The sequence below is a fragment of the Pseudoxanthomonas mexicana genome, from assembly GCF_010093385.1.
Classification (GTDB): Bacteria; Pseudomonadota; Gammaproteobacteria; order Xanthomonadales; family Xanthomonadaceae; genus Pseudoxanthomonas_A; species Pseudoxanthomonas_A mexicana.
The window spans coordinates 99,041-117,081 of sequence record NZ_PDWV01000001.1; the positions used below are offsets into that span (position 1 = coordinate 99,041).

The following is an 18,041-nucleotide window of genomic DNA, read 5'->3' on the forward strand; positions in this document are numbered from 1 at the left end:
TCGTTTCCACGCAGCGGCGTGCCCGCATGATGCGGGCCATCGCCTGCGTCCCAGGCGGGCAGGCGGCGTTCGGATTCGAGCCCGTACTTGTCGGATCTGTGGACGTCCATGCTATTGCAGGCGAATGGACGCCCCGTGCCCTGTAGGCGCGATCGTGCGCGCCTCCGGCCAGCCCTTAAGTCGACACGTTGCCGAATGCAAGGTTCATTGACCGACGCACGCGAACTGCACTGACGGCAAGGCACGAGCTCCGAAGAGGATGCGTTCGGGGACCTGCGACGGGCAAGCCGAGCCACGGCAACCCGACGCTCGTCACGCGCTTGCAAGTGAAGGCCGATATCGGTGATTCGTGCAACGGGCGGATCGGCGATCGCGTTCCCTGATTGCCCTTATCCCGCCCCGGCCACACGCAGTGAAGCCCGTTGCATGCGGAAGAAGGAAGGCTAGGGTTCCGGCATGGCTACCCGGGACGTCCGGGTGGCGTCCACACGTCGCGCGAAAAGCCCGATGTGGACCGCAGAGTCAAGGAGGTCAGCCGGCCGTGGCGTGCGACCTGTCCGCTTCCTCGCTGGATTCGATTCGATCTGCATCGGGACGCCGGTGGCTCGTCCGTCGATCCATCCCGCACTTCTGCCACCCTTGCGTCCACGAACATTGGGCAGTCTGCACGCTTGATGCATTGCTGTTGCCCGCCCAAAGAGAAGCCCGGCCGGGAGAGGCGGCCGGGCTTCGGGTGCGCCCCCAAGGGCGCGGCACATCGCGACGTCAGAACTTGTAACGCAGGCCCAGCAGGTACTGACGGCCGGTCTCGCTGTAGTCGAGTGGGAGCTGGCCGTTGGCGTTCTGTACCCACGACTCCTGCGGCTCGTCCGTCAGGTTTATGCCTTCCAGGCTGAGTTCCAGCTTGTCGTTGATCTTGTATCGGACCGACGCGTCGACCGTGGTGGTGCCGGTTTGGCCATGCACGTCGAAGCCGGACTCCGTGGCAGGCACCTGCAACAGGAAATCGTCGCGATTCGTCGCTGAAACGCGACCGGAGAACCGTTCGCCCTCATAGTAGAGCGTGGCATTCCAAGAGTGCTTGGACAGACCGGTCAGATCGGTCTTGAACGAGTTTGCGCCGGTCGAGGTCAGGTACTGGATCTGCGAATCGACGTACGTGTAGTTCAACTGCACGCCCAGATTGGCGAACTTGCCCGGCAGAAAGGTGAACGGCTGCGTGTAGTTCGCTTCGAAGCCGGTCAGCTCGCCACCCGGGGTGTTGAGCGGCACGCTGAACACGAAGTCGTCGTTCACGCCGGCGCCCGTGCCGTCCAGCAGGCTGGCAGGCAAACCGCTTGCGGAATACGGCTGTACCACGCGGGTGGTCTGGATGAAGCTTTCGATGTCCTTGTAGAACAAGCCCAGGCCCAGCATCGCGCCTTCGTCGAAGTACCACTCGAAACCCAGATCGGCCGTCTTGGCGCGGATCGGATCCAGGTTCGGATTGCCGCCGCTGACCGTACGCGCGCCACCGCTGACGTTGACCGTGACGCCGGGGGTGAGGCTGCCCAGTCCGGGACGGGTCATGACCTTGGCCGCGCCGAGGCGGATCAGGAAATCCGGGGTGATCTCCGCCACCAGGTTCATCGAGGGCAGGGTGTCGCTGTACTCGCGCGAGACCGTCGTGGCGACCGGCGTGCCGCTGGCGGTCGCGATTCCCGTCGAGGACTGCTTGGTTCGGACGTAACGTACGCCGACGTTGCCGGACACCGGAATCGCACCCAGATCGGCCGAGAACTCGCCCATCAGGTAGACACCACGATCCTCCTCCTCGACGCTGCGCGTATTCACCGCACGCTCGTTGAGGGCGAAGGGACCGCTGTTGCTGTAGATGTCATAGAAGTCGGCAATGCCCTGGTAGTCGGGGATCACCCACGTACCGGGAGAGCCGTCCACGCCGCTCAGGCTGGCCTGTTCGGTCAGGTCCGTCGGCACGATGCGGGTGCCGTCGGTGAACATCGGCACACCGGTCAGCCCTTCGGTCGAGCGGCGCAGTTCACGGGTGGAGAAGCTGTAGTCCTTCGCCTGCAGGCCGCCCTTCAGGCGGAAGCCCGGGCTGATGTTCCAGTTGAAGTCCAGTTGGGCGACATCGAAATCGTTCTCGACGTACTGCGGGCGGATGCGGATTTCGGCCAGCGTCCAGCCGTTGGGATCGGTGGGGTCGATGCCGTAGTCGATCACCGGGCTGTAGGGATTGCCGCGGTAGTCGTAGCTGTAGTTGTCGACGTTCAGCTTGTCCATGATGATCGTCGTCTGGATCGGATTCTCATGCTCCGATTTCGACGTGCCGAGCTTGCCCGAGATCTTGAAGTTGTCGGTGAACTCGTGCTCGCCCTCGAGCCCCAACTGCGTGAAGACCGTGTTCCACTCGTCATGACGGCTCTCCGAGCGGATGTCCACGTCGTCGAATAGGCCATAGACCAGCGCGCCGTTCTCGACCACGCCGTCACGCACGATCGTCTGCGGCTTGCCGTTCTGCGATGCGCCGCGGCTGAACGAGATCGCCTCGATGTACTGCTCGTCGCGGACGGCATCGATCTTCGAATACAGAGCATCGAAGGCGAACTGGGTGCGATCCGTCGGCTTGAATTGGAGCGACGCCGTCACGCCCGTGCGCTTCTGGTCGTGTTCCATCAGTGTGTAGCGCGGGAAGCGCGGGTGGAAGGTGTCGGCAGACAGGGCGGGCGCGTAGGGAGAAGCTGGATTGAAGCCGTTGTTGCTGGTGCCACGGGCCCAGCGTCCGCTGCCGCTGCCTTCTTCCAGTGCACGGCGCTCGGAGTACGCGACGGAGAGCAGCGCGCCGAACTTGCCGTCGGCCCATGTGTTGGCGATCAGTCCGGCCACGCGCGGGTCGGTCGTATCGCCCATGTCGGCATAGCTGGCCTGGCCGCTGGCCACCAGCGTGAAGCCGTCGTAGTCAAACGGGCGCGCGGTGCGCAGGTCGACCGTGGCGCCGAGCGATCCTTCCTCGACATCCGCCTGTGCCGTCTTGCGCACGATCAGCTGCGAGAAGAGATCCGAGGCGAACACATTGAAGTCGAAGCCGCGGCCACGGTTGGAGCCACCGTTCTGGTCGGTCGATCCGACCGTGGTCAGCGCCTCCATGCCGTTGATGCGCACGCGGGTGAAGTCCGGTCCCAAACCGCGCACCGAGATGTTGCGGCCTTCGCCCGCATCGCGGGTGATGACCACGCCCGGGATGCGCTGCAGCGACTCGGCGAGGTTGAGGTCGGGGAACTTGCCGATGTCCTCGGCAACGATCGCGTCGACCACGCCGGCCTCGCCGCGCTTGATGTCCAGCGCCCGCTCCACGCTGGCCCGGTAGCCGGTGACGCTGACGGTATCGAGCGTGTCGACCGTTCCTTCCGCCGGGGTGGTCTGACCGGACTCCGTGGTCTGCGCCGCTTCCTGGGCATGCACCGCTGCACCCATTTGCAGCGCCAGGCCGATGGAGACGGCAAGTATGGTAACCGGTGTCTTCCGGCGATGATGGCGTACTGGCATGTTCCTCCCCTCCTCAAGGGACCATGGCCGCATGGAGCGACAATTTGTTGGTAAAAAAGAGTGTTTTCCGTGCTGTGACCCTGTCCAGCTGATAAAATGACACCGCTGGTCAAAACCAACGCTAACAGAGTGTGCGCTGCAACAACAACTGTCAGATGAGCCGGTTTATCTTGTCCCATGGACAAGGCCTGGCGGGTGGCGCGCGGCATCCACGCACGGGAGGAGAAGGGGAATGGGAACCATCGTCTGTTTCGGTGAGCTGCTGCTGCGGCTGGGTGCGCCCGGCCGCCAGATGCTGTTGCAGTCGCCGGTGCTGGATGTGCACGTCGGGGGCGCGGAAGCGAACGTGGCCGTGTCGCTGGCGCGCTTCGGCCATGACGCGCGCATGGTCGGCGTGGTCGCCGACAACGCGCTGGGCGAAGCCGCGCTCGGCGAACTGCGCCGGCATCGTGTCGACACGCGCGCGGTGCAGCAGGCCACGGGACGCATGGGGCTGTACTTCCTCACGCCCGGCGCGATCCAGCGGCCGAGCGAGGTGCTCTACGACCGCGCGGACTCGGCTTTCGCGCGCATCGGCGGCGGCACCCACGACTGGCCTGCGCTGCTGGCGGGCGCGGATTGGCTGCATGTCTCCGGCGTGACGCCCGCGCTGGGCCAGCGGGCGGCGGAGGGTGTGCTGGCGGCGGTCAGGGCGGCACGCGCTGCTGGAGCGAAGGTCTCGTTCGACGGCAACTTCCGGCCGAAGCTGTGGGAAGCATGGGGGGGCGATGCGCCCACGATCCTGCGCGCGCTGATGGCCGAAGCCGACCTGCTGTTCGCCAGCCATCGCGACCTGCAGGTGGTGCTGGGCCTGGAGTTCCCGCAGGCGACGCCGCAGGAGCGCTTCGCTGCCGGCGCGGCCGAGGCTTTCCGGGCGTTTCCGCATCTGCGCCAGATGGCGGCCACCGTGCGCGTGCAGCGCAGCGTGGACCACCATGTCATCTCCGGCATCACAGCCTTGCGCGATGGCGCGCTGCATACCACGGCCGCGCGCGACGTCTCGCCGATCGTCGACCGCATCGGCACCGGCGATGCCTTCGCGGCGGGTGTGCTGCACGGCGGCCTGACGGGCCTGTCGGCGCAGGAGGCCCTGAACTTCGGCGTGGCGGCGGCCTGCCTCAAGCACTCGCTGCCGGGCGACTTCAACCTGGTGGGTGCGAACGACGTGCGTGCGCTGCTGGGCGAGAACGCCCTGGACGTGAAGCGCTGATCGGTCCGGAATGCAGGGAATGCTGCGTTGCGGCATCTTCGGACGCAGGAAAAACTATCGTTTGAAAATGCCCGCACGGGCTTTGCCCTCCGCACGATTCCCGCAGACTGCGCGGCATGAAGAGTGCCGTCCATGCGTAGCAAGCTGTTCGTCCCCGGTAACCGGCCCGCGTTGTTCGCCAAGGCACTGGCGAGCGCGGCCGAGATGCTGTCCTTCGACCTGGAAGACGCCGTGGCCGGCGACGACAAGGGCGCGGCACGCGCGCAGGTCGCCGCCTTCCTGCGCGGCGTACCGCACCGCGCTGCGGACAAGCAGGTCGTGGTGCGGGTGAATGCCTGGCACACCTCCGGCTGGGAAGACGATCTGCGCGCGATCCTGCCGTTGGACATCGACCTGCTGAACCTGCCCAAGATCGAATCGGTGGAACAGCTTCGCCAGGCGATCGGCGAGATCGAAGCGGTCGAGCTGCAGCTGGGCCTGCGCCGGGCCGTCGGCCTGCTGATCAACATAGAGACACCGCGCGCCCTGCGTCATGCCGCGCAGATCGCCCGGGCGCATCCGCGCGTGCGCGGCCTGCAACTGGGCCTGGGCGACCTGTTCGAACCGCACGGCATCCGTCGTGCGGATCTGCGCAATGTGCACGCCGCACAGTACGCGCTACGGATGGCGGCCGCTGAAGCCGGCGTGTTCGCCTACGACGCCGCATTTCCCGGGCTGGACGACGAAGCGGGCTTCATGGCCGAGGCCGATTCGGCGCGTGCGCTGGGCTTCGCCGGCAAGAGCTGCGTGCATCCGCGCCAGGTGGCCTGGGCCAACGCCGCGTTCTCGCCGTCGGAAGAGGAGATCGAAGCCGCCCGTCGCGTCGTCGGCGCGGCGACGGCGGACGGAAGCGCGTTCGCGGTCGATGGCCGGATGGTGGACGCGCCTTTCCTGGCCCGCGCGCGAGCGGTCCTGGCCACGCTGGACCGGGAGCCGCGGTGATGCAGGGCAGAACGGTCCGATCCTGGGCGCGAGGACGTGGGCGCCGCGCGTCGCATGCGATCTACCTGTTGATGCTGGTCGTGCTGGCGATGGCGTACCGTCCGGCGATGGCGGAGAGCCTGACGCGGCTGACCGCGTCCACGTTGCCCGCGCCACCGGAGCCCGTGCGGGGCCTGTACACGCTTGACGACACCCTCCTGGCATCGGGCGATGCCGGGGCATCATGGTGGGATCGCACAAGCTCGCGCTGGCGTCCGCTGCGGGTGCCGCCCGCGTCCGCGGGCGAGGGCTCGTGGCGCAACGCCGCACCGGGACACCTCTATCGACTGCAGCGCACGCGCGACGGTACGGACATGGCCGGCCTGGAGCGCGCATCGCGGACCGGCGATACGCTGGTCTGGCGCGCGCTGCCTCCTTTCCCGCGGCACCTGCGGCACGTGCAGGTCGCCGAAGGCGGAGACACGCTCTATGTGTCCGGCCAGGATGGTGCCGGGCATGTGCTGTTCCTGCGTCGTGCGGTGACCACGGACTCGGCGCCCTGGGAGGTATTGCCGCCTTGGCCCGGCACGGGCGTGCCCGCTTCGCTGGTCGCGCAGCGTGGCGAACTGATGACCACCGTGTCCGGCGCGGTGGCTGATGTCCTGTGGCGGTGGTCGCGCGACGGCGGCTGGCGGATGTTGCCGCCGGTGCCGGGCAAGTTGGTCGCCGACGGCCCCGCGCGCGCGGTGGGTCAGGCGCACGTGCTGTATGCGTTGCTGTCCCGCGACGATCCGGCGGCGGCCCGCCTCGCCACCTTCCACACCATCACCGGCGCGTGGGCCGAGCTGGATCCGCCCGATGGGGGACTGCCCGCTTCGATGACGGCGTGGGGCGATGGCGTGGCCGGCGTGGACGCCCGCACCGGCGCCCTGCGCACGGTGGCGCTGGTCGGCAGCACCTATCTGCTCAAGTGGCTGGACTGGCTGGTCATCGTGGTCTACCTGGCGGCCATGGTCGGCATCGGCCTGTACTTCTACCTGCAGGAGAAGCGGGCCTCCACGGCGGACTTCTTCGTCGGCGGACGCAGCATCCCGTTCTGGGCCGCAGGCGTCAGCCTGTACGCCACCAACACCAGTTCCATCAGTTTCATCGCCATTCCGGCCAAGGCGTTCGAGACCAACTGGCAGTACCTCACCAACAACCTGATCGCGGTGCTCGGCCTGATGTTCGTCGCGGTGTGGATCGTGCCGCTGCTGCGCCGGCTGGACCTGATGTCGGTGTTCTCCTACCTGGAGAAACGCTTCCATCCGGCCATCCGCATGCTGGCCAGCGCGCTGTGCATCGCCATGCAGATCGGTAGCCGGATGAGTGTGATCCTGTTCCTGCCGGCGCTGGCCATCGCCACCATCACCGGCATCGACGTGGTGTGGAGCATCCTCATCATGGGAGTGTTCACCATCCTCTACACCACGCTGGGCGGCATGAAGGCGGTGATCTGGACCGACTTCGTGCAGGTCTTCGTGATGTTCGGCGGCGCGATCTTCGCCATCGGCTTCATCATCTACCACCTCAACGGCGGCGTACCGGAGTTCGTCCAGGTGGCGATGGCCGAGGACAAGACCCGGCTTTTCGATTTCAGCTTCGACCTGACCAAGGCGACCGTCTGGGGGTTCATCTTCCTGGTGCTGTTCGACGTGGTGCTGACGTTCCCGAAGGACCAGGTGCTGATGCAGCGGGTGCTGTCCACCAAGTCCGACAAGGAGGCCGGCCGTTCCATCTGGACCTTCGCGGCCATCATGATTCCCGGCGGGTTCTTCTTCTACGCCATCGGCACCGCGCTGTACGTGTACTACCAGTCGCACCCGGAGCGGATGAATCCGCTGCTGCCGATCGACGCCACGTTCCCGCTGTTCATCGCGGCGGAACTGCCGATGGGCGTCACCGGCCTGATCATCGCCGGCATCTTCGCCGCCGCCATGTCCACGCTGTCCAGCATCATCAACAGCGTGTCGACGCTGGCTTCGGTCGACTTCTACGAGAAGCTGGCCCGCAACCCGACGCCGAAGAAGAGCGTGCTGTTCGCGGAAATCATGGGCGTGTTGGTCGGTCTGGCGGGCATCGGCATCGCGCTGCTGCTGTCGCGCTACGACATCCATTCCCTGTTCGACGTGTCGATCGAGCTGGCGGGCCTGCTGGGCGGCGGCTTCGCCGGCGCGTACACGCTCGGCATGTTCACCCGCCGTGCGAACGCGCAGGGTGTGGCCATCGGCATCGGCGGCAGCATCACGCTGACCCTGCTGGTCTGGTCGATGGACCTGGTGCACCCGTACTTCTACCTGGGCATCTCCATCCTGCTGTGCATCGTCATCGGCTACGCCGCCAGCTGGCTGTTTCCGCCGCCCGCGCAATCGCTGCAGGGCCTGACCATCCATCGCCAGGATGCGGTGGCCGCCTTGGAGTGAGCGCATGGGCCATCGGTCCTGTCGCCGCCACCGGTCGGCTCGTGTAGCCTGAGGGCGACAGGGGAGACGCGTGGATACCCAGTTCCTGAATACCTTCGTGGTGGTGGCCGACCGCGGCTCGATGGCCGCGGCCGCGCGCGTGCTGAACATCACGCCGGCCGCGGTGGCGCAGCAGATCCGTACGCTGGAGCGCGAACTCGGCGCCCCGCTGATCGCGCGCGCCGGCCGTACCGTCAGCCTGACCGAAGAGGGTTCGCGCATCCTGCAGCGCGCCCGCGACCTGCTGCGCGACGTCGCCGACATGCGCAGCGTCGCCAACGACAGCGAAGTCTCCGGCGAACTCCGCCTGGGCGCCTGCCCCACCGCGCTGGCGGGCATGCTGCCGGACATCCTGGCGCGGATGGTGGATGCCTTCCCGCAGATCAACGTCTACATCCGGCCGGGCTACTCGGCCGAGCTCTACCGCGCGGTGGAAACGGGCGAACTGGATGCCGCCGTGGTGCTGCAGGCGCCGTACAACCTGCCCAAGACCTGCGACTGGCAGCTGCTGCGCGAGGAGCCGCTGGTGATGATCGCGCCGGCGCGACTGGCCGGGCGCGACCCGCACGAACTGCTGCGCACCGAACCCCTGATCCGCTACGACCGCAACCAGTGGGGCGGGCGCGTGGCGGACGACTACCTGCGCCGCGCCGGCATCGTGCCGCGCGAGCGCTTCGAACTGAACGGACTCAACGCCATCGCGGTGATGGTGGACCGTGGGCTGGGCGTATCGCTGGTGCCCGACTGGGCCAAGCCCTGGCCGGAAGGCCTGGACCTGGTGCGCATCCCGCTGCCGCTGCCCAGCGAACCACGCCGGATCGGCATGGTGTGGTCGCGTTCGACCGTGCGCATCCGCCTGGTCACCGTGCTGCTGCAGGAGAGCCGCGCCGCCACCGGCCACGCGTGAGTCTTCGTCGCGGTCGCGATGTTGCAGTGCACGCTACAAAAACTAGCCTGTGAACATATCCGCGGGCGATTCCTCCGCGACGCGCGCTTGCCTAGGCTGTGGCCATCGTCGGGTTCGAGCGTCTGGGAGGAACGCTGGGCACGCCGGCCGTCGTCGCGGCCTTCTCGCACACACATCCTTGTCAACGGAGCGGGCGCCTGGTGCGTGGCCGCACCGTCCACCGAAGCATTCCGAGAATCGATCATGAAACAGGTACCCGCCGCGTTCGGCGTTTTCCTGCTGGCCGCCGCCGTGAGCGCCAGCGTCAAGGCCCAACAGAACACCCCGCTGCCGCCGCAGGACGCGGCGACCGAAGAAGAACGGGCAAAGGACGCCGTCGACCTGGACCAGGTGATCGTCACCGGTGTGCGCGCGCCGAAGTCGATCGACCGGATTCCGGGTGCGGTGTCGCTGGTATCCAAGGAAGAGGTCAAGCACACACTGGCCCTCACAGAGGACGCCACCGCCGTGCTCGCGCGCACCGTCCCGGGCTATGCCGAATCGTCGCAAGCCATGAGCAACACGGGCGAGACGTTGCGTGGCCGCATCGCCTTGCGCCTCTTCGATGGTGTGCCGCAGGGTTCGCCGCTACGCGAAGGCGGACGCAACGCCACGTTCACCGACATGGGGATCGTCGATCGCATCGAGGTGATCAACGGTCCCTCGGCGTCGGAGGGCATCGGCGCCGCCGGTGGCATCATCAACTACATCTCCACCGTGCCGACCAAGGAGGGCAGCGAATTCCGCTTCCTGTCGCGCTACTCCACCCAGTTCAAGGACGACAGCGCAGGCTGGAAGCTCGGTCTGAACTATGCGTTCAAGCAGGAAAATCGGGACCTGGTGGTCGGTGTATCGCGCATCGATCGCGGCATGGCCTACGATGCGGACGGTCGCCGGGTGGGCATGAACACCAGCGGCTCGGTGTCCGATTCGGTGGCCCGCAACCTGTTCCTGAAGGGCGGTATCAACTTCGGCGAGGACGGTGTTCAGCGCCTCCAGCTGAGCTACAGCAACTTCAAGATCGAAGGCAATGGCGACTACATCCAGGTGGAGGGTTGCCGGCCGGGTACCTGTCCCAATCCCGTGACCAATACATCCGAGCGCGGCCAGATCTTCGGGAGCAAGGCAGAGTTCAACGACTTCGAACAGTTGAACGCGCTGTACACGCATGGCGACTTTTTCGGCGGCAACCTGGTCCTCAATGCCTATTGGGCCGACCAGGCCATGCGTTACCTGCCGGAGAACGGCGACGATCGCCAACTGGTATGGCCGCTTCCTCCCGACGCCGAGCGCATCTTCGACCAGTCGGAGATCACCAGCAAGAAGTGGGGCTTCCGGCCTTCGTGGACGCGCTCGTCGCTGTTCGGCGTGGACGGGCTTGAGCTCCGTACGGGTATCGACTACGTGTACGACGAGGCGCAGCAGCGCTTGGCGCTGACCGACCGGCTGTGGGTGCCGCCCATGGAATACACAAGCCTGGCGCCGTACGTTCAGCTCAGTTATGACTTGGGCCCGGTGACCCTGAGTGGTGGTTTCCGCCGCGAAGATGGCGAACTGCATGTCGACAGCTATACCACTACGCCTTACCGCAACAGCGTGTTCGTCGAAGGTGGCGGTGTGGAGTACACCGAGAATCTGGTCAACTTCGGCGCGATCTGGCGGATCGCAGGCGGTTGGTCGGTGTTTGCCTCCTATGGCGAGGGTTTCAGCCTCCCCAACATCGGCATCCCGCTGCGCAACATCAATGTGCCAGGCCAGTCGGTGGACCGCATCCGCGATCTGCAGGCGATTGTCGTGGACAATCGCGAGTACGGCTTCAACTGGCGCGGGGACCGTGGTTCGCTCGGAGGTTCTTACTACGATTCGCGCTCGCCCTTCGGTACGTCGCTGGCGGTCGATCCTGCCACCAACGACTACGTCCTCAACCGTGCTCCGACGCGCATCAAGGGTGTCGAGCTGAGTGGCGAGTGGCGCTTCAATCCGCAGTGGAAGGTAAACGGCCTGTACTCGCGGATCCGTGGTGAGACGGCGTTCTGGAATGCCGACCTCCTGGGTCGCTATCCCGCCGGTGGACTCAACAAGCCGATCGGCGTATCGGACATCAATCCGGACAAGATCGGTGCGTCGGTCAACTGGCGCTTCAGCGAGCAGGGCGATGTCACCCTCAACGCGACGAAGCTGCTGGACCGCGACCTGTACGGCTCCGACACTCGCGATTTCGATGGGGCGTCCTACGAGTTCGAAGAACACACCCAGGGCTATACTCTGTTCGACTTGAGTGCGAACTATCGCTTGGAGAAATACGGCCGCATCACCCTGGGCATCGAGAACCTGACCAACAAGCAGTACATCCTCAGCTGGTCCCAGGTGGATTTCTACAAGAACTACTTCGCCGGCCGCGGCCGCATGTACTCCTTCACCTACGAGTACACGTTCTGATCCACCATCCACGGATGCCGGCACTCTCCCACGTTGCATCCACCCGCGCCGTCCCCTCTCCAGGGCGGCGCGGGCTCTGGATGGTCCTGATGCTCTCGCTCGCCGCCTGCGCGACCGCCGCTCCGACCCCGAAGGCGCTGCCGCATGCGCCGATGGATGCGGTGCTGGCGGATGCCGTGGGCCCTGAGGGCTACCTGGGCGCCGTCGCCGTGGTCGCCGAGCGCGGCACCGTGGTCTACCGCGGTGTGTTCGGCCATGCCGACCTGCAAGGTCGGCAGCCGCTGCGCGAAGACGCGATCTTCCGCCTCTATTCGATGAGCAAGCCCGTCACCTCGGTGGCGGCGCTGATGCTGGCGGAGGAGGGCAGGCTGCAGCTCGATGCCCCGGTCGCCACCTACCTGCCGGCATTCGCCGGCCTGCAGCGCGTCGCCGGCGGCAGCGTCGAGGCACCTGAACTCGTCCCGGTGCAGCGCGTGCTCACCGTGCGGCACCTGCTGACCCACACCGCCGGGTTCGCCACCGGTGGCGACGATATCCGCGTCGCTTCGGCCCTGCTGCAGGCCGAGGCGCCGGAAGACGCCACGGACCTGGCGGGCTACGCGCAGCGCGTCGCACGCGCACCGCTGGCGACCGAACCGGGCACGCGCTTCCGCTACGACGGCGTCAACACCGAAGTCCTCGCCCGCGTGGTCGAAGTCGCCAGCGGGCAGCCGTTCGATGTCTTTCTGCGCACGCGCATCTTCCAGCCGCTGGGGATGCACGACACCGGATTCGACGTGCCTCTCGCGCAACGTGGCCGCGTCATGGCGCTGACCACGCGCGATGACGAAGGTCGGCGCGTGCTGGCCGATACGCCGTCCGCACGCGAACCCGGCATCCGGCTGCGTGCCTACACCAGCGGAGCGGGCGGCCTGTATTCCACGGCGGCCGACTACCTGAGCTTCGCGCGGATGCTGGCCGAGTGCGGCAAGCGGGAGGGCGTGCGGCTGCTGCGCGAGGACACGGTGGCGATGATGATGTCCGACCAGCTTGCCGTCTTCGATCCGGCGGTGCCCGCGCCCGAGCCGGGCGAGGGCTTCGGCCTGGGCGGTTACGTCGTCACCGATCCGGCCGTCGCCACGCGGCCGGGATCGCGTGGGCAGTTCGGCTGGTCCGGTGCGGCTTCCACCTATTTCACCATCGATCGGGAGCGGGGCCTGGTGATCCTGTTGATGTCGCAGCACCTGCCCACCGAGGGTGCGCCGGCCCCGCCCAAGCTGGCCGCGCCGTTCTATCGCGCTGTCTATTCGGCGGTGACGCGATGAGCCGCGGGCAGGAAGGCGTATTGGTGGCGGGATCGGCCAACCTCGATTTCGTGGTTCGCGCCGACCATGTACCCGCGCCGGGCGAGACCGTACTCGGGCGCGACTTCGCCACGTTCCCGGGCGGCAAGGGCGCCAACCAGGCGGTCGCCAGCGCGCGCGCCGGCGGCGTGCCCACGCGCATGCTGCTGGCCCTGGGCGACGATCCCTACGCCGTGGTGCTGGAAGCCGCGCTGGCCGATGCCGGTGTCGCGCTGCATATCGTGCGCGTGCCGGACGCCGCCAGTGGCACCGCCTTCATCTGCCTGTCCGACGCCGCGGAGAATGCGATCACGGTGGCGCCCGGCGCCAACACGGGCCTGCGGCCGCACCACCTGCCGTCGTTGCGCGGCGTCGGCCATCTGCTGCTGCAGCTGGAAACGCCGCTGGACAGCGTGGCCAGCTACGCGCGACTGGCCCGCGAGGCGGGCGTGCGCGTGGTGCTGAATGCCGCACCCGCCGCCGCGCTGCCGCCGGGCCTGCTGGACAGCGTCGACGTGCTGGTCGTCAACGAAGGCGAACTGGCCGCGCTGGCGGGCGAGGGCAGCGTGGCGGCGCAGGCCGCGCGCCTGCCGGTGCCGTGCGTGGTCGTTACCCTGGGCGCGCGCGGCTGCTTCGCGCGGCGCGGCGCGGAAATGTTCCTGCAGCCCGCGTTTCCCGTCGAGGCCGTCGACACCACCGCGGCCGGCGACACCTTCTGCGGCGCCCTGGCGGCGCGGCTGGCCGAACATGCGGGGCTGGAGGACGCGCTACGCTTCGCCAGTGCGGCGTCCGCGCTGGCCTGCACCCGCCTGGGCGCGCAGGCCAGCATTCCGATGCGCGCAGAGGTCGAGGCCTGGCTGGCCGGGCATGCCGATGAACCCGCGCGGCGGGCCGCTCTGGCGGCCTACTGCGGCCTTTCCTGATCCCGATCAAGATCCCCACCCATGAACACCCCCGTTCCCCCCGGTTCCCACGCAGCGCCCGAGCGCGACGACACGCCGCACGTGGTGAAGACCGAATACAAGTTCTCGCACGTCACCACTCAGCGCTATCTGCCCACGCCGGGCAAGGCGCCGGGCTGGCCTTTCGCCGATATCGGCCAGTGGAAGATCGATGCCAACGCTTCGGCCGACGACTGGGTTGCCGAGTTGAAGGACTGGCGGCGCGAACACCTGACCCGCATAGGCTACGACGACGCCAACTACCGCCGGCCGGAACTGCAGTGGGCGCAGCGCAACTTCGTGCATGCGCAGGTGATGGTGGAGGACCGCTACCTCTACGATCCCGGCGCGGGCCGCTACACCGTCGACCGCTACCTTGATGATCTGGAAACGCGCTTCGGCGGCCTGGACAGCGTGCTGTTGTGGTGCGTGTACCCCAACATCGGCGTGGACGACCGCAACCAGTTCGACCTGGCGCGCAGCCTGCCGGGCGGGCTGGAGGGCCTTCGCGGCGCGATCGACGACTTCCACCGTCGCGGCGTGCGCGTGTTCCTCACCACCATGCCGTGGGACAACGGCACCCGCGACGAAGGCGAGCCCGACTGGCAGGCCATCGCGAAGATCGTCAAGGCGGTCGGCGCGGACGGCATCAACGGCGACACCTACAACGGCGTGCCGCGCGCGTTCTTCGATGCCTGCGATGCGCTGGGCCATCCCGTGGTGGTGCAGCCCGAGTCCACGATCAGCGCCGAGGAGCACCTGATCTGGAACGTGCAGAGCTGGGGCAAGAAAGCGCCGAACGAAATCGTTCCCCCGGTGGCGAAGTTCAAGTGGCTGGAACCGCGCCACATGATCAACTACGAGAACCGCTGGGGCCGCGACCGCAATCACGACCTGCAGTACATCTTCTTCAACGGCGTGGGCTACAACGCGTGGGAGAACGTGTGGGGCCTGTGGAACCAGCTGACCCCGCGCGATGCCGAGTCGCTGCGCCGGATCGCCACGATCTACCGCCGGTTTCCTTCGCTGGTTGTCAGTCTGGACTGGCGCCCGTACGAGCGCACGCTGCAGGCCGGCATCTTCGCCAGCCGCTTCCCCGGCGAGGGCCGCACGCTGTGGACGCTGGTCAACCGCCACGAGTACGTGATCGGTGGCGAGCAGCTTGCCGTGCCGCATGTCGAGGGCACGCGCTACTTCGACCTGTGGAACGGCACCGCGCTGCAACCGCGCGTGATCGATGGCCAGGCGATCCTGGAGACGACGCTGGAAGGCCGGGGCTTCGGCGCACTGCTGGCGTTGCGCGAAGGCGTTGAGGAAGCAGGCCTGGAGGCGTTCCTGGCGCAGATGGCTGCGCATGCCGACACGCCGCTGGCGTCGTTGTCCGCGCAGTGGAAGGCCCTGCCGCAGACGCTGCTTCCGATCGCGCCGACCGCGCCGCAGGCCACTGCACCGGAGGGCATGGTGACGATCCCGGCGGGGGAGTTCCTGTTCGTCGTGCAGGGCATCGAGATCGAAGGGCAGGTATGGGAGGGCGTGGACGTGCAGTTCCCGTGGGAACCGACCGCGCGCCGCCACCATCGCCATCGCATGCAGGTGGCGGAGTTCCACATCGACCGCCATCCGGTGACGAACGCGCAGTTCAAGACGTTCGTCGACGCCACCGGTTATACGCCACGCGATGCGCTGAACTTCCTCCACGACTGGCGCGACGGTGTGCCGCAGCCCGGCTGGGAGAACAAACCCGTCACCTGGGTGTCGCTGGAAGCCGCGCGCGCCTACGCTGCCTGGGCGGGCAAGCGCCTGCCGCACGGGTGGGAGTGGCAGTACGCCGCGCAGGGCGCGGACGGCCGCCTGTATCCCTGGGGCGATGCGTGGCGTGACGATGCCGCGCCACCGGTGTTCCGCGGCCGCGCGTTGCCGCCGCCGGCCGATGTGGGCATGCATCCCGCAGGGGCCAGCCCGTTCGGGGTGCAGGATCTGGTCGGCCACGTCTGGCAATGGACGGACGAATTCCACGACGAGCACACGCGTGCGGCCATCGTGCGCGGCGGCAGCGATTACGAGCCGCGAACCTCGCACTGGTATTTCCCCCAGACCCGGCGGCTGGACCAGCACGGCAAGCTGCTGCTGATGGCGCCGGCCAAGGACCGGTCCGGACGCATCGGCTTCCGCTGCGTGGTGGATGCCGCATGACGACCGTCGCCGCCACTGCCTCGTCGTCGGTCGTGCTTGGCGGTCTCCTCGGCGCTGCTCTCGATGCCACCCTGCGGGGCCGCCTGTCGCACTTCATCACGGCGCCGGACAGTCCCGCCATCGCGCTGTTCTCGCCGGAGCACCGGGCGCGCAACACCGAGGGCGACTGGTACGGCGAGCACGCCGGCAAGTGGCTGTCGGCCGCGGCCCGCGCGTTCGTCCGCAGCGGCGATGCCACGCGGGGCGACCGCCTGCGCAATGTCGCCGACTACCTGCTCTCCGTGCAGGAAGCCGACGGCTACCTGGGCACGTACGCGGAAGAACGCCGCTTCACCCATCCACAACCCCCGAAGCCGCCGAGCTGGGACGGCGCCCCGGCGCTGCGCACGTGGGACATCTGGGTGCATGCCTACCTGATCCTCGGCCTGGTCGAAACCGCGCGCGCATTGCAGGACGTGCGCTACACGCGGGCCGCCGGACGCATCGCCGACCTGTGCGCGCAGGCGCTGGCGTCGGGCATCGACATCACCATGCTGGGCAACCACCACGGCATGTCGGCCACCGTGCTGATGGATGCTGCGCTGGAGCTGCATGAGGAAACCGGCGAGCCGCGCTTCCTGGCACTCGCGCAACGCGTGCTGGAGCAGGCCAACGCGCATCACGCACTGCGCCTGCTGCCCGCGCTGGAAGCCGGCGCCGACGCGTCCGAGATCGCCACCGGCAAGGCTTATCAACTGCTGTGGAATCTGGTGGCGCTGGTGAAGTTGTGCCGCGTCACCGGTGATGCCGGCCTGCGCGACACGCTGGAACGCATCTGGCAGAACATCCGCGATCATCATCTGACCCTGGGTGGTGGTCCTTGGGGCGGCGTGGCGCACCGTTCGCGCGAAGTGTTCAACGCGCGTGGCAGCTTCAGTCCGAACGCCTACGTGGAGACCTGCTCGCTGCTGTCGTGGATGCAGTTCAACCGCGAGCTGCTGCGACTGACCGGCGAGGCGCGCTTCGCCGAAGAAATCGAGCGTACCGCCTACAACGACCTGATCGGCGCGCAGGCGCCGGATGGCGAGGACTGGTGCTACTACTCGTTCCCGAACGGGCGCCGTGTGCATACCACCTACTGGCGCTGCTGCAAGTCCAGCGGTGCGATGGCGCTCGAGGAGCTGCCGGCCCTGGCCTATGCCGTGGAAGGCGAAGCGGTCCGCGTGCAGCTGTACGGTCCCGGCGAAGCGCGACTGGCGCACCCCCGGGCCGGAACGGTGTCGCTGCGCCAGCACACCGGCTATCCGTTCGACGGCGAGGTGTCGCTGGACGTGCGTCCTGAACACGAAGCGACCTTCGACCTGTACCTTCGCATCCCCTCATGGGCCGAGGGCGCTACCGTGTCGGTCAATGGCGAGCCTGTGGACGTCGCCGTTGTTCCCGGTGCCTTCCTCGTCCTGCGCCGCCTATGGCGTTCCGACGACCATGTGCAGCTGGCGTTCCCGCTGCGGCCGGTGCTGCACCGGCAGGTGCTGCGCAACGTGCAGGAATCGCGCGCGCCGGACGGTTCGGAGGTCCACCAGCAGGTGCTGGATCTGCACTACATCGGCCTCACGCGCGGCCCGCTGGCGTATGCCACCGAGCTGATCGACGGGTTCAAGACCGAAGAGACCCTCCGCCTGCCCGACGGTCCGCAGGACGACTGGCTGCAGGTGCTGCCGGTGACCGACGATGAGGAGGGCCCGGCCATCTCGCTGCAGCCCGCCAGCCGGTCCCCGCTGCTGTTCTGGCCGTACTACCGCGCCGGCGGGCGGCATGATGGCGCGTGGCGCCTGACCTGGCTGTCGCTGCCGCCGCCATGACCCCCTGCGCGCTCGCAAGAATTTGTGGCAGCAGAAGTTACGGCCGCTGGCTGTATCGCGCCCGCCACGTGGCACAGACTGGTCACCGCCCTTGCGGCGACGG

General features: G+C 67.5%; 10 protein-coding genes. 9 read left to right on the forward strand and 1 reads right to left on the reverse strand.

Features of this window, described 5'->3' with window-relative positions:
* Nucleotides 1-765: 765 nt before the first annotated feature.
* Complete coding sequence (locus CSC76_RS00450) at nucleotides 766-3,546, reverse strand: TonB-dependent receptor (RefSeq protein WP_162108093.1); 2,781 nt, start codon at nucleotides 3,544-3,546, stop codon at nucleotides 766-768.
* Between the two features lie 232 nt (nucleotides 3,547-3,778).
* On the opposite strand from CSC76_RS00450, the gene CSC76_RS00455 reads away from it, so the two are divergent.
* From CSC76_RS00455 to CSC76_RS00495, 9 genes are all read left to right on the forward strand, one after another.
* Nucleotides 3,779-4,795: a sugar kinase gene (locus CSC76_RS00455; RefSeq protein WP_162108094.1), complete on the forward strand. Its 1,017-nt coding sequence runs from the start codon at nucleotides 3,779-3,781 to the stop codon at nucleotides 4,793-4,795.
* Between the two features lie 132 nt (nucleotides 4,796-4,927).
* Complete coding sequence (locus CSC76_RS00460; RefSeq protein WP_162108095.1) at nucleotides 4,928-5,776, forward strand: HpcH/HpaI aldolase/citrate lyase family protein; 849 nt, start codon at nucleotides 4,928-4,930, stop codon at nucleotides 5,774-5,776.
* A 71-nt stretch (nucleotides 5,777-5,847) separates the two neighbouring features.
* Nucleotides 5,848-8,217, forward strand: coding sequence for a sodium:solute symporter family protein (locus CSC76_RS00465; RefSeq protein ID WP_162108096.1), 2,370 nt, complete (start codon nucleotides 5,848-5,850; stop codon nucleotides 8,215-8,217).
* Nucleotides 8,218-8,287: 70 nt separating this feature from the next.
* Entirely contained in the window at nucleotides 8,288-9,163 is an 876-nt protein-coding gene (locus CSC76_RS00470; protein ID WP_162108097.1) for a LysR family transcriptional regulator, read from the forward strand.
* Nucleotides 9,164-9,406: 243 nt separating this feature from the next.
* Nucleotides 9,407-11,641 carry a TonB-dependent receptor gene (locus tag CSC76_RS00475; protein WP_238394818.1) on the forward strand — a complete coding sequence of 745 codons (2,235 nt, stop codon included), beginning with the start codon at nucleotides 9,407-9,409 and terminating at the stop codon, nucleotides 11,639-11,641.
* A gap of 89 nt (nucleotides 11,642-11,730) precedes the next feature.
* Nucleotides 11,731-12,945 carry a serine hydrolase domain-containing protein gene (locus CSC76_RS00480; RefSeq protein ID WP_162108098.1) on the forward strand — a complete coding sequence of 405 codons (1,215 nt, stop codon included), beginning with the start codon at nucleotides 11,731-11,733 and terminating at the stop codon, nucleotides 12,943-12,945.
* Nucleotides 12,942-13,886, forward strand: coding sequence for a ribokinase (locus CSC76_RS00485; protein WP_162108099.1), 945 nt, complete (start codon nucleotides 12,942-12,944; stop codon nucleotides 13,884-13,886). The genes CSC76_RS00480 and CSC76_RS00485 overlap by 4 nt, the downstream gene beginning before the upstream one ends.
* Nucleotides 13,887-13,907: 21 nt before the next feature.
* Nucleotides 13,908-16,097: an SUMF1/EgtB/PvdO family nonheme iron enzyme gene (locus tag CSC76_RS00490; RefSeq protein WP_162108100.1), complete on the forward strand. Its 2,190-nt coding sequence runs from the start codon at nucleotides 13,908-13,910 to the stop codon at nucleotides 16,095-16,097.
* On the forward strand, nucleotides 16,094-17,938 hold the full coding sequence (locus tag CSC76_RS00495; protein ID WP_162108101.1) for a glycoside hydrolase family 127 protein: 1,845 nt from the start codon (nucleotides 16,094-16,096) through the stop codon (nucleotides 17,936-17,938). The genes CSC76_RS00490 and CSC76_RS00495 overlap by 4 nt, the downstream gene beginning before the upstream one ends.
* The last annotated feature ends 103 nt before the right edge of the window (nucleotides 17,939-18,041 follow it).

Bases quoted from the DNA above. Each gene is read 5' to 3' on its own strand.
- CSC76_RS00450 (WP_162108093.1), bottom strand. From the start codon at position 3,546: ATGCCAGTACGCCATCATCGCCGGAAGACACCGGTTACCATACTTGCC.
- CSC76_RS00455 (WP_162108094.1), top strand. From the start codon at position 3,779: ATGGGAACCATCGTCTGTTTCGGTGAGCTGCTGCTGCGGCTGGGTGCG.
- CSC76_RS00460 (WP_162108095.1), top strand. From the start codon at position 4,928: ATGCGTAGCAAGCTGTTCGTCCCCGGTAACCGGCCCGCGTTGTTCGCC.
- CSC76_RS00465 (WP_162108096.1), top strand. From the start codon at position 5,848: ATGCTGGTCGTGCTGGCGATGGCGTACCGTCCGGCGATGGCGGAGAGC.
- CSC76_RS00475 (WP_238394818.1), top strand. From the start codon at position 9,407: ATGAAACAGGTACCCGCCGCGTTCGGCGTTTTCCTGCTGGCCGCCGCC.
- CSC76_RS00480 (WP_162108098.1), top strand. From the start codon at position 11,731: ATGCTCTCGCTCGCCGCCTGCGCGACCGCCGCTCCGACCCCGAAGGCG.
- CSC76_RS00485 (WP_162108099.1), top strand. From the start codon at position 12,942: ATGAGCCGCGGGCAGGAAGGCGTATTGGTGGCGGGATCGGCCAACCTC.
- CSC76_RS00490 (WP_162108100.1), top strand. From the start codon at position 13,908: ATGAACACCCCCGTTCCCCCCGGTTCCCACGCAGCGCCCGAGCGCGAC.
- CSC76_RS00495 (WP_162108101.1), top strand. From the start codon at position 16,094: ATGACGACCGTCGCCGCCACTGCCTCGTCGTCGGTCGTGCTTGGCGGT.